This window comes from Streptomyces violaceus (assembly GCF_036014075.1).
Classification (GTDB): Bacteria; Actinomycetota; Actinomycetes; order Streptomycetales; family Streptomycetaceae; genus Streptomyces; species Streptomyces violaceus.
The window spans coordinates 1,804,165-1,816,181 of record NZ_CP107911.1 but is presented as its reverse complement, the minus strand read 5'-3'; the positions used below and the strand labels follow the sequence as shown (position 1 = coordinate 1,816,181).

The following is a 12,017-nucleotide window of genomic DNA, read 5'->3' as shown; positions in this document are numbered from 1 at the left end:
CATCGGGGGATGCCCGAGGTCGCTGTCGCTGATGCCGAAGTACGTGAGGTCCTGGGAGTTCCGGGGGAGGGGGCGGTGTTCGAACCGCTCACGCACAACCCGTGGAACGGCGTCACGGCCGGAGTGTGGCGGGTCACCGGCGGCGACCGCTCGGCCGTCCTGAAGGTGCTGACGCGCACGAAGGAGACCAGCGTCACCTGGGCGGCGTCGAACGACCCGCGCCACTGGAACTTCTGGCGCCGCGAGGCGTACGTCTACCGGTCCGGGCTCGCCCAGGTCTGGCAGCGGCACGGCATCCGCGCGCCCCGATTGCTGGAGTGCGTGGATCGCCCGGACGGCGATGTGGCGCTGTGGCTGGAGGACGTACCCGGCGCACCCGCGACGGCCTGGCCGCTCGCCCGCCACGTCGAACACGCCTACCGGCTCGGCGCCGCGCAGGGCGTGACGGAAGCGGGGGAGGACCAGCCGTGGCTGTCCCAGCGCTTCCTGCGCGACTACACGGCCGACCGGACGACGGGCCAGGACCTTCTCGACGACGACGAGGCCTGGCGCCACCCCCTGGTCCGGGAGCACTTCCCGGCGGGTCTGCGCGCGGACATGGTCCGCCTCCACCACGACCGCGAGTGGTTCCTCACGGTCATGGAGTCTCTGCCCCGTACCTTCTCCCACCTCGACCAGTGGCCGGCCAACGTCCGCTCCGACGGCCGCGACAGCGTCCTGTTCGACTGGGCGTTCGCCGGCGACGGCGCGCTCGGCGAGGACCTCGGCAACTACCTCCCCGACTCCGTCTTCGACCTGTTCGTCCCCGCCGCCGACCTCCCCGGCCTGGCCAAGGCGGCCTACGACGCCTATGTGCTCGGCCTGCGCGAGAGCGGCTGGCGCGGCGACGAACGACTCGTACGGCTCGGCGTGTGCGCCTCCGCGGTGAAGTACGACTGGCTCACGGCGCTCATGCTGGCCCGGGCGGACGACGAGCAGGTGGGGTACGGCGGCGAAGGCGCGGTTTCCGCGGAACTCCGCTACCGGGAACGCGGTCTGACCCTCGCCTTTCTCGCCGAGTGGGCGGCGGAGGCACGGCTACTGGCCCCACAACTCGGTTTCCCGGAGGCGCCGAGTGGCCGCTGACCCGCCGAACGGGAAACGGAAGTCCATGGCCCGAGTCGTCGAGTTGTCGTACTACCCCGTCAAGGGATGCGCCGGAATATCGGCACGCGAGGCGCCGCTGACCCCCGCGGGACTGGCGCACGACCGCAGCTTCATGGTCGTCAGTGAGGAGGGCGTGTACCGGACCCAGCGCCGGGATCCCCGCCTTGCCGTCATCCGGCCCGCCATCACCGCCGACGGCGAACGCCTCACGCTCAGCGCGCCAGGAACCGAGGCCCTTCACCTCCGCGTGGACACCTCCGGCGCCCGGCAGAAGGTGGACCTGTTCGGCACCCCCTACCAGGGCATCGACCAGGGCGACGCGGCAGCCGCCTGGCTCTCGGAGGTGCTGCGCGCCCCGAGCCGGCTCGTGCGCGTACCGCCGGAGCACGACCGGGTGACCGACGGCATGACACCAGGCATCTCCGGCTACGCCGACAGTTGCGCCCTGCACGTCGTCTCGCGCTCCACGCTCGACCTGCTCAACCGGAAACTGACCGACCGCGGGACCCGCCCGCTGCCCATGAACCGCTTCCGCCCCAACCTCGTGCTCGACGGCTGGGACGAACCCCACACCGAGGACCGCGCCCGCCACATCCGGATCGGCGACACCGAACTGGGCTATGCCAAGCTCGCCATCCGCTGCGCCGTCACCTTGGTCGAGCAGGAATCCGGGGCCAAGGCGGGCCCGGAACCGCTGCGCACCCTCGCCTGCTACCGGCGGGCGTCCGAGGGCGGCGTCGCCTTCGGCGCGAAGTTCGCCGTGCTGCGGCCCGGCAGGATGTCCGTCGGCGACGACGCGGTCGTCACGTCGTGGGGCGAGTCCGAGCTGTGACGGGCAGGAGGACAGCATCGGGACCGCCGGCCTTTTCGGGGCTACTCGGTGGTGCGGTCGAGGCCGGGGAGCCGGGGCGGTCAGCGCGGCTCCAGGATCTCAGCCCAGCGGTGCAGGACGACGAAGCCGGTGGTGTCGGCCTGCGCCTGGACCAGTTCGGTCAGGGCGTCGATGAACGGTTCCGAACGTGATCCAGCACTACGGCTTCAGCCGTAGCCCCGCCATCGAGGTACTGACCAGGCCAGCACATAGCCGAAGCCGTTGACGGCCCAGTGCAGCGCCGCGGGCGCCAGCAGACTTCCGGACCGCCGCCGCAGCTCGCACAGGACGACCCCGGCTGCGGTCGTGGCGACGACGGCGGCCGCGACCGACAGCGCGCTGCCCGCCGGTCCCGTGCCGAGGACCGCTGCGGCGGAGTTGGCCCGGCTCAGCCCGCGCGAGGGAAGCACATGCCAGAGCCCGAACAGCAGCGACGACACAGCCGTGGCCCACGCAGTACCGTGCCGACGCCGCACCATGGCCCGCAAGACACCGCGGAAGGCGACCTCCTCCAGCAGCACGGTGCCGACCGGCACCCGGATCAGCACCCGCCACAGCAGCTGCCCAAGGGCCAGGTCGGCGGCGCGCTCGTCCTCGAACGCTTCCCTGGTGGCCGGCAGAGCAAGCCCGGCCAGGAAGACGGCAAGAACCGCGCCCACCAGGACTGATGCCCACCGCAGCCCTTGGTAGAAGGCAACCGTATCGAGCCCGAGATCGGCGCGGGTGAGACCGTCCCACCGGGCGATCAGCAGCAGCGCGGCAGCCGCGATCACGCAGGTGAGTACGTAGGCGCCGGGCGCGAGCCAATTGTTGAGCAGGTTCGCGCCTACCAGGACAGCGAGGACACAGAACATTCGCATGGTGTCACCAGCATTCCGCGATCCACCCCACGAGCCGGGATGACGGGACGAGCGCGCTACTGCTGAGGAGTATTCCAGTCCAGGCGCTCGCGACGGAGGTGCGCCATGGCCACCACCCGGGGTGGAGGGACCCCGGGCGGGCGGCAGGGACCAGGTGCGAGCCTCACTGCCGCGCGCGGCCCCCATGCCGGCCGCCGCGACGCCGGCCTTGGCCGCGTCGTGTCGCCATCGGTATGGCGAGGCTGACGACAAGGGCCAGCCCGAGTGCGTACGGCCACCAACCGAAGCCGACGTCCTCGGATGCGCCGGCGCTCCTGGATGTCACGGCGCCGGACGAGGACGCCTCAGGCGCTGTGGGGGAGCGACTCGGGGTGTTTTCGGCGGTGAGGGCGACGTCGTTGCCGTCGCCGGCGCGGTAGCTGAGGCGGTAGGTGGTGTCGGCCAGCTTCAGGCGGGCGCCCTCCTTCAGGCCGGTGAAGCTACCCGAGGGCTTGGAGCCGCCCTTGTTGTCGAGCACGGTGATCTCACGAGCGGGTCGATTCCCGGCGTCCGACACGTCGAGATCCCCGGCCAGCCGTATCGCACCCGACACCTCCAGCGGCTTGTCCCGCAGGAGCAGGGAGCCCCTCGGGCCTTGCGTGTAGGGGCCGTCGACGGTGAGGCCGGTCGTGACGGTGCCTTCGTTGGTGACCGCGCCTTCGACCGTGCCCTTGCCGGTGAGGGCGGTCGTGATGTGCAGGCCCGCCCGGCCCGTGTCCAGCCGGGCTCCGGCCGAGGTGAGCCGGATCGCCTTGCTGCGCGCGAGGGTGGCGCCTCGGCGCAGGGCCAGCGTGCCCCTGGAGACCGTGGTCGTCCCGGTGTACGTCACCGCGCCGCCCGTCAGTGTCGTCGTGGCCACGCCCGACTGTGTGAGCGAGCCGCTGCCGCCGACGCGGGACAGGGTGAGGGGCTTGTCCGTGTTGCGCAGGACGAGCGAGCCGTTGTTGACGACCTCGGAGAGGGCGCCTCGCGTGTACAGGCCGCCGTCGCCGCCCCGTTTGCCGCTGCCCAGGCGCAGGACCGCGCCCTTCTCGACCGTCGTGGAGCCGTCGTAGAACTGGACGGCCGCGAAGGTCACGTCGTTGCCGGGGGTTCCGGCGATGACGATGTCGCCGGCGCCGGGGGCGGAGAGCGTGTCGTGGAATCGGCCGCCGCCGATGGGGGCGCCCAGGGTCACCGGGCCGTTGTAGTCGAAGGTGAGCTTCGAACGCTCCCGGGCAGCGAGGAGGTTGATGTACACGGTTTCCGCGGTGCCCGGCATGAAGATCCGGTTCGTGGTGCCGTCGCCCCACTGGACGTTCGCGCCCTTGATGTTGGTGCCGCGCTTGTTGACGTTCTTCCGGGCGGGTGTCCAGTTCAGGGCGGGGTCGCTGAGCGAGGGGTCGCCGTCGCCACCCCGGTCCGACCAGCTGTACTGCCCGGCCAGGACGACCTTGCCGCCCGGCCGCGACTGGACGTTGATGTCGCTGCCGTACTCGCGCTGGTAGAAATCCATGCCCATCGTGACGGTCCTGCCCAGCGGGGTGTCGACCGTCCAGGTGACCTGGTTGAGGATCTTGCGCACCCGCGGCAGCGAGGTCGCGAACTCCGGTCGGCCGGCGTTCGCCTGCGTGCCGTTGTCGATCACCCCGGAAAACGGGTGGGTCCCCGACAGGTCCCAGGTGCCCCAGAGGAAGCGAGGCTGGGTGATCAGCCCGGAGCCGCTGAGGGTGCCGAGGTTGTAGGCGCTCTTCAGGGCGAGCCGCAGGGTGCCGTCGACCCGGATGTTGTCCTGGTTGAGCCGGAACGCCGGGGTGTCGTACGGGAAGTGGCCGATGAGCCCGGTCGTGCCGCCGTTGCCGTACTGGAGGGTGGCCCCGCGCTCGACGGTGATCGCGGGCGGGTCGGGGCGGGCCACGGTCACGTACGGGTGGTTGCCGCCGAGCGTCCGCACCGACTGCCGCTGCCGGGAGCGGGGCAGCGTGAAGTCGCTGTCCCTGGTGAGGACCAGGGTGCCGTTGCCGCGCACCGTGAGCGTGCCCTCACCGCGGAACACGCCGTCGTACGCCGTGGTCCCGGGCGGCACGGTGACGACCGTGTCGCCGGTGAGCGTCACGTCCCGGTCGGCCAGCACCTCGGCGGTGACGTCCCGTGGACCGGCGGCCGCCGCCGGGGGAGCGACGAGCAGGGAGGCGACCGCCGCGAGGACACCGGCGACCGCTGCTGTGGTGTGGGTGAGACTGCGCACGGGAGGGGAGACGCGGGCGACAGGCGGCCGATAACAGAAAATCGACGGTTGCCGTTCGACCGCTCAGTGCCGGGCGAACTGCACACGCGTCGGCTGTACGGCGTCCGGACGAATCGCGACGCCGTCGACGGTGAGTTGTTCGCCGTAGATGTCGGTGAGCCTGAGGGGGCCTCCGCAGCCGGTGCCGTCGGGGGAGAGGAAGTAGTTGTACTCGGTACGGGTCAGCCGGCTCCATCCGCTGCCGGTCCTGATCTCCAGCCGGGCCAGCGGGTTGCGGTGACCGAGCGCCTGGATGCCGCACCAGTGGCGGCTGGAGCCGGACTTGTAGCGGATCGAGACGGTGTCGGACGTGCTGGGGCTGAGCAGGCTCCAGGTGATCGGGATCCGGCCGGCGGAGAGGCCGGCGAGCTTGGCGAAGGCCTCTTTGCTGAGGTCGAGTTGGCCGGGGGCGCAGGGCAGCGGGCATTCGTTGGTGACCCGGACCGTGACGGAGGCGCCGTTCCCCGCGCGGACGAGGATGTACGCCCCGCACGCCTTGGACGTCTCGTAGTCGGTGTGGTTCATCGCCGCGACCATGAGGTCGGGGCTCGGGCCGTACAGGCAGGCGCCGTCGCCGTCCGCGGCGTCGTAGTGGGTGGCGACTCCCTTGTAGGTGACCTGGGGCTGGATACGTCCCGCCAGCGGTGCCGTGCCGGAAGCCGGCCGTGGTGAGGAGGACCGCGGGGCGCTGGTGGGCGAGGGCCGCGCCGACGGGGTGGCCGCGGTCGGCGTCGGGGATGCCTTGGACGGCTTCGGCTTCGGCTTCGGTTCGGGCTTGCGTTCCGGTGTCGTACGCGGGGTACTCGGTCGGTTCGCGGCGGGCTCGGCAGCGGCGCGCACGGCGTTCGGCTCGCTGTCGGGGCGCAGCGCCACCACCAGGGACAGCAGAACTCCCACCGCTGCCACGGCGACGGCGAAGACGAGGGCCGTGCGCCGCTCGCGGAGGGGACGGCGGCGGGAATGGGATGCCACGGATGAGTCCTTACGTGGTTCAGGAGAATGCGCGTTTCCGACTCACCAGTGGTCGCCGGGGCCGGAAAGGTTGCCGCCCTTCCAGGACCCGGGCGTCTTGGTCCCGTCAGACCCGTTGACCTCCTCGTGGCACACCCTTACCTTTTCGGCGTTCGTAATGACAGATGGTGTTCGAAATGTCAGACGACGTATCAGACAGCGCATCAGACAACGCCGTGTGTCCCCAGTGAGAGGCAGGCCCCACCGCATGAGCCGCGACCGCGACCACGCTCTGCCCGAACCCCCCAGCCGCAGACTGCTGCTGAAGGGCGCCGCAGCCGCCGGCGCCCTGGCCGCCGTCCCCGCCGTCCCCGGTGTGGCCCAGGCGGCCGCCCCGGCCAGGCGCCCCAAGCCGGCCCCCTTCGTGAACCCGCTCGTCCGCAACCGGGCCGACCCGCACATCCACCGGCACAAGGACGGCTTCTACTACTTCACCGCCACCGCCCCCGAGTACGACCGCATCATCCTGCGCCGCTCCCGCACCCTGAACGGCCTGGGCACGGCGGACGAGTCCGTGATCTGGCGCGCCCACCCCACCGGCCCCATGGGCGCGCACATCTGGGCGCCCGAACTGCACCGCATCGGCGGCAAGTGGTACATCTACTTCGCCTCCGCGCCCGCCGAGGACGTCTGGGCGATCCGCATCTGGGTGCTGGAGAACGCCCACCCCAACCCCTTCAAGGGCACCTGGGTGGAGAAGGGCCAGGTCAAGACGGCCTGGGAAACCTTCTCCCTGGACGCCACCACCTTCACCCACCGGGGCTCCCGCTACCTCGCCTGGGCGCAGCACGAGCCCGGCATGGACAACAACACCGGCATCTTCCTGTCCGAGATGGCGAACCCCTGGACCCTGAAGGGCCCGCAGGTGCGGCTCTCCACCCCGGAGTACGACTGGGAGCGCATCGGCTACAAGGTCAACGAGGGCCCGTACGTCCTCAAGCGCAACGGCCGCCTCTTCATGACGTACTCGGCCAGCGCCACCGACTTCAACTACTGCATGGGCCTGCTGACCGCCGACGCCGACAGCCACCTCCTGGACCCCATCAGCTGGGTCAAGTCGCCGACCCCGGTCTTCACCAGCAACGACACCACCAAGCAGTACGGCCCCGGCCACAACTGCTTCACGGTCGCCGAGGACGGCCGCACCGACGTCCTCGTCTACCACGCCCGCCAGTACAAGGAGATCAACGGCGACCCGCTGAACGACCCCAACCGCCACACCCGTATCCAGAAGCTCGGCTGGAAGCCGGACGGCACCCCGGACTTCGGCATCCCGGTCGCCGACACGGTGAAGGTGAGTGACTGAGATGAGACGTGCCTACGCGGTCCTCATCGCCCTGTGCCTGGCCATGGCGGGCGCCCTCGCCACCGCCGGTCCCGCCCAGGCCGCGCCTCAGACCATCACCAACGGCACCCAGTTCAAGGACGTCTCCGGCAACCCCGTCCACGCGCACGGCGGCGGGGTCCTCAAGGTCGGCTCCTACTACTACTGGTTCGGCGAGCACCGCAACGCCGACAACACCTTCCGGTACGTCGACGCCTACCGCTCGACCGACCTGAAGAACTGGGAGTTCTGCAACCACGTCCTGACCGAGGCCAGCGCCCCGGAGCTCGCGACCGCCAACATCGAGCGGCCCAAGGTCATGTACAACGCGTCCACCGGCAAGTTCGTGATGTGGATGCACAAGGAGAACGGCACCGACTACAGCGAGGCCCGCTCCGCCGTCGCCGTCTCCGACACCGTCGACGGCAATTACACCTGGAAGGGCAGCTTCCGGCCGCTCGGCCAGCACATGTCCCGGGACATCACGGTCTTCGTCGACACCGACGGCGCCGGGTACATGATCTCCGCCGCGCGGGAGAACTACGACCTCCAGATCTACCGTCTCACCGCCGACTACACCGGCATCGCGAGCCTGGTCGGCAACCCGTGGCCCGGCGGACACCGCGAGGCGCCGGCCCTGTTCAAGCGGGGCGGCGTGTACTTCATGCTGACCTCGGGCGCCACGGGCTGGAACCCCAACCAGCAGCAGTACGCCACGGCCACGAACATCGCCGGCCCCTGGTCGGCCATGAAGAACATCGGCGACTCGACGACGTACGGTTCGCAGACCGCGTTCGTGCTGCCGGTCCAGGGCACCTCCGGCACCTCGTACCTCTACCTGGGCGACCGCTGGGGCAACTCCTTCGGCGGGACCGTCAACGACTCGCGGTACGTGTGGCTGCCCCTGACCTTCTCCAACTCGACCACGATGTCCATGTCCTGGTCGCCGGAGGTCACCCTCGACACGGCCGCCGGGACCGTCACCGGCACGAGCGCCACCTACAACACCCTCATCGCCCGCCACTCCTCCAAGTGCGCGGACGTGACGAGCCAGTCGCTCTGGGCCGGTGCCCAGCTCAAGCAGTACGGCTGCAACGGCGGCACCAACCAGAAGTACTGGTTCAAGTCCGTCGGCGGCGGCTACTACCAGCTGATGGTCCGCAACAGCTCCCTGTGCGTCCAGGAGAACGCGAGCACGGTCACACAGGAGAACTGCTCCTCCGCGACGAGCCAGCAGTGGTCGCTGACCACCACCGGCTCGTACGTGAACGTCAAGTCGCGTGCCACCGGCGAGTGCCTGGACGTGAACGGCGCGTCCACCGCCGACTCCGCCGCCGTCATCACGTACACGTGCAACGGAGGCACCAACCAGCAGTGGACACGCGGGACATGACGCCGGGACGCTGTACTTGAACCCTCCCCTCCCTGAGGGGAGGGGATTTCTGGATCTGGCTGCCTCCTGGAGCAGCGCTCCACGTTGAATCGATTTCGCGAAAGGGCTTTCGGTCATGTGAAGGCGTCCATCTCGTGAATGCTGCTCGAGGTCTAGAAAGCGCTTGTCCAGAGCGGTACGGTCCACCTCCAGGTCTTGTCGTTCACTGGGAGGAGCCGCGAGTGAGACGTTTCAGCATCGCCGTCGTGGCGGCGGTGGCCCTGGGGAGCGCGTTGCCGTCCGTACCGGCGCAGGCCCACCCGGGCAGCCCGTCCCCGGGCCTGGCGCAGTGCGCCGCCGGGACCTGCCACTTCGACGTCCCGCCCGGTACGTACGACGTGCGGGTCGTGCTCGGCGGAACCGCCGCGTCCGCCACCAGCGTCAGCGGCGAGACCCGCCGCACCCTGCTCCCCGAGACGACCACCCCGGCGGGCAAGCACGTCACCCGCAGCTTCACCGTGAACGTCCGCACGCCCGAGGGCGAGCCCACCGGCCCCGACGGAACCCCCGGCCTCGACCTGTGGATCGGCGGTTCCGCACCCGCCCTCGCCGACATCAGGGTCACCCCCGCCCGGCACACCCGCCAGATCTTCCTCGTCGGCGACTCCACCGTCTGTGACCAGCCCGGCGACCCGTACTCCGGCTGGGGCCAGCAGCTGCCCCAGTACCTCCGCCAGGGCGTGTCCGTCGCCAACTACGCCGATTCCGGCGAGAGTACGGTCTCGTATCTGGGGAACCCGCGACTGTGGGCCACCGTAAGGCCCCTGATCCGCCCCGGCGATCTGGTCCTGGTCCAGCTCGCCCACAACGACAAGACCACGGACGAGGCCACCTATCGGGCCAACCTGGAGACCCTGGTGGCGGGCGTCCGGGCGCGGGGCGGACAGCCGGTCCTTGTCACTCCCATCGTGCGACGCTGGTTCAACCCGGACGGCACGCTGAACAACGGCACCGCCCTCCTGGTCAACGGCCTCGGTGTCGACCACCCGGCGGTCACCCGCTCCGTCGCCGCCGCGCGGAACGTCCCGCTGATCGACCTCACCGCGAAAACGAAGGCGCTCGTGGAGTCCCTGGGCGTGGAAGGCTCCAAGGCGCTGTACCTCTACAACGAGGCGCGGGACAACACGCACACCTCCGTGCGTGGTGCCACGGCCTACGCGGGCCTGGTCCGCGATGAACTCGTCACCCAGCATCTGGTGCCGAAGGGCAGGATGCGGGTGGGATAGAGCCCCTGGGGCGCCCCGACCGGAACCGGGGCGCTCCAGGTCCGACCTGTTCCGGCCGATCCCAGCGTCTGAGCACGAACCCGCGCACGAAAGAGAACCGATGCACCTGCCTCCGGCCGACGGCACGACGTCCGCGTTCACCGGCTACACCCGCGCCCACTGGGAGGCGGCGGCCGACGCCCTGCTCACCGCCGTCGAGCCGTACGCGACCGAGGACCGTGCGCTGTACCACCTGCCCGGCGAGCGGACCAGCTGGTCGGGTCGCCTCTCCGACGGCCTGGAGGGCTACGCCCGCACCCTGCTGCTGGCCGCCTTCCGCCGCGACGAGAAGGCCCTGGAGCGCTACGCCACCGGCCTCGCCGCCGGTGTCTCGGGCGTCTGGCCCCGTATCGAGGACCGCGGCCAGCCCCTGGTGGAGGCGGCGTCGATCGCGCTCGCCCTGCGCCTGACCCGGGACCTGCTGTGGGACCGGCTGGACGACGGCGTACGGCAGCGGACGGCCGCCTGGCTCGGCGACGCGCTCACCGCCGAGGCCTGGCCCTGCAACTGGGAGCTGTTCCCGGTCACCGTGGGCGGCTTCCTGGCCGAGATCGGCCACGAGCCGGACGCGTCCCGCGCGGCGATCGACCGCGGCCTGGAACGCATCGAGCAGTGGTACCTGGGCGACGGCTGGTACACCGACGGCGACGGCCGCAAGTTCGACTACTACAACGGCTGGGCGATGCACCTCTACCCGGTGCTGCACGCCTGGCTGGAGGGCGACGAGCGACTGCTGGACCTCTACGGCGGCCGGCTGTCGCGCCACCTCTCCGACTACGCCCGGCTGTTCGGCGGCGACGGCGCCCCGATGCACCAGGGGCGTTCCCTGACGTACCGCTTCGCGACGACGGCCCCCCTGTGGCTGGGCGCGCTGACCGGCCGTACGCCCCTGCCGCCGGGGGAGACCCGGCGGCTGGCCTCGGGAGCGCTGCGGTACTTCCTCGACCGGGGCGCGGTGGACGACAAGGACCTGCTGTCCCTGGGCTGGCACGGTCCCGACGCGTCCGTCCTCCAGGGCTACTCGGGCCCGGCCTCCCCGTACTGGGCGAGCAAGGGCTTCCTCGGCCTGCTCCTGCCGGCGGACCACGAGGTGTGGACGGCGGCGGAGGAACCGGGCCCGGCCGAGCGCACGGACGCCGTCACACCCGTCGGACCTCCCAACTGGCTGCTCCAGTCGACCCGTTCGGACGGCGTGGTCCGTCTCCACAACCACGGCAGCGAGGACGTCCGCTACGACCCGTACTACACGCGGCTGGCGTACTCGACGATGACGGCCCCGGCCGCGTCGCCCGCATCGACCGCCCTGTGCGACAACAGCGTGATCGTCGGCGACGACCCGAGCCGCACCGGCATCGAACCGCTGGGCGTCGGCGAGGGCTGGGTGGCTTCACGGCACACGGCGGGCGGGGGAGCCCGGGTGACGAGTGCCGTGCTGGCGCGCGGGGCCGCGGAGGTGCGGGCGCATCTGGTGACGGGGGCGGAGCCCGGGACGCCGGTCCGGGTGACCGGCTGGCCGGCCGGGGAGGGCGTCCGGGCCGAACTCGTACCGGCGGTCGGACTCACGGACTCCCTGACGGGCGTCGTGGGCGAGGACGCCACGGTGTTCGTCGCCCTGGCCCGTCTGACGGCCGAGCCGGAGCCGGTCCCGCTGGAGGAGCTGGTCTCCGTCCGCGCGGACGATGCCGGAGCACTGGAGGTCCGCTGGAGCGACGGCGGCGTGACACGGGTCCGGCTGACCGAGTCGGGCGTGGACGTCACGGCTTGAGACGGGCGATCTTCAGGGTCGTGGACGTCGGGGACGCA

Annotated in this window: 9 protein-coding genes; 6 read left to right on the top strand and 3 right to left on the bottom strand. The window is 70.9% G+C overall.

Annotated elements, in window-relative coordinates:
• The first annotated feature begins 9 nt into the window (after positions 1-9).
• Together OG542_RS08155 and OG542_RS08150 are read left to right on the top strand one after the other, a co-directional pair.
• On the top strand, positions 10-1,125 hold the full coding sequence (locus OG542_RS08155; protein WP_328409480.1) for an aminoglycoside phosphotransferase family protein: 1,116 nt from the start codon (positions 10-12) through the stop codon (positions 1,123-1,125).
• 25 nt (positions 1,126-1,150) lie between these two features.
• Positions 1,151-1,978: an MOSC domain-containing protein gene (locus OG542_RS08150; protein WP_328409478.1), complete on the top strand. Its 828-nt coding sequence runs from the start codon at positions 1,151-1,153 to the stop codon at positions 1,976-1,978.
• A 206-nt stretch (positions 1,979-2,184) separates the two neighbouring features.
• On the opposite strand, the gene OG542_RS08145 is transcribed toward OG542_RS08150, so the two are convergent.
• From OG542_RS08145 to OG542_RS08135, 3 genes are all read right to left on the bottom strand, one after another.
• The gene (locus tag OG542_RS08145; protein ID WP_328409476.1) at positions 2,185-2,877 is read right to left on the bottom strand and encodes a CPBP family intramembrane glutamic endopeptidase; all 693 of its coding nucleotides are present in this window, start codon (positions 2,875-2,877) and stop codon (positions 2,185-2,187) included.
• 163 nt (positions 2,878-3,040) lie between these two features.
• Positions 3,041-5,143: an autotransporter-associated beta strand repeat-containing protein gene (locus tag OG542_RS08140; RefSeq protein WP_328409474.1), complete on the bottom strand. Its 2,103-nt coding sequence runs from the start codon at positions 5,141-5,143 to the stop codon at positions 3,041-3,043.
• 63 nt (positions 5,144-5,206) lie between these two features.
• Positions 5,207-6,154 (bottom strand): expansin EXLX1 family cellulose-binding protein, encoded by a 948-nt coding sequence (locus OG542_RS08135; RefSeq protein WP_328409472.1) that lies wholly within the window; start codon positions 6,152-6,154, stop codon positions 5,207-5,209.
• Between the two features lie 247 nt (positions 6,155-6,401).
• On the opposite strand from OG542_RS08135, the gene OG542_RS08130 reads away from it, so the two are divergent.
• From OG542_RS08130 to OG542_RS08115, 4 genes are all read left to right on the top strand, one after another.
• Positions 6,402-7,499 carry a glycoside hydrolase family 43 protein gene (locus OG542_RS08130; protein ID WP_328409470.1) on the top strand — a complete coding sequence of 366 codons (1,098 nt, stop codon included), beginning with the start codon at positions 6,402-6,404 and terminating at the stop codon, positions 7,497-7,499.
• A gap of 1 nt (position 7,500) precedes the next feature.
• Positions 7,501-8,910, top strand: coding sequence for an RICIN domain-containing protein (locus OG542_RS08125; RefSeq protein ID WP_328409468.1), 1,410 nt, complete (start codon positions 7,501-7,503; stop codon positions 8,908-8,910).
• A gap of 221 nt (positions 8,911-9,131) precedes the next feature.
• The gene (locus OG542_RS08120) at positions 9,132-10,175 is read left to right on the top strand and encodes a rhamnogalacturonan acetylesterase (protein ID WP_328409466.1); all 1,044 of its coding nucleotides are present in this window, start codon (positions 9,132-9,134) and stop codon (positions 10,173-10,175) included.
• Between the two features lie 100 nt (positions 10,176-10,275).
• Complete coding sequence (locus OG542_RS08115; protein ID WP_328409464.1) at positions 10,276-11,979, top strand: DUF2264 domain-containing protein; 1,704 nt, start codon at positions 10,276-10,278, stop codon at positions 11,977-11,979.
• Positions 11,980-12,017: the final 38 nt, after the last annotated feature.

Coding starts and splice junctions, on each gene's coding strand:
- OG542_RS08115 (WP_328409464.1), top strand. CDS start 10,276: ATGCACCTGCCTCCGGCCGACGGCACGACGTCCGCGTTCACCGGCTAC.
- OG542_RS08150 (WP_328409478.1), top strand. CDS start 1,151: ATGGCCCGAGTCGTCGAGTTGTCGTACTACCCCGTCAAGGGATGCGCC.
- OG542_RS08155 (WP_328409480.1), top strand. CDS start 10: ATGCCCGAGGTCGCTGTCGCTGATGCCGAAGTACGTGAGGTCCTGGGA.
- OG542_RS08145 (WP_328409476.1), bottom strand. CDS start 2,877: ATGCGAATGTTCTGTGTCCTCGCTGTCCTGGTAGGCGCGAACCTGCTC.
- OG542_RS08130 (WP_328409470.1), top strand. CDS start 6,402: ATGAGCCGCGACCGCGACCACGCTCTGCCCGAACCCCCCAGCCGCAGA.
- OG542_RS08125 (WP_328409468.1), top strand. CDS start 7,501: ATGAGACGTGCCTACGCGGTCCTCATCGCCCTGTGCCTGGCCATGGCG.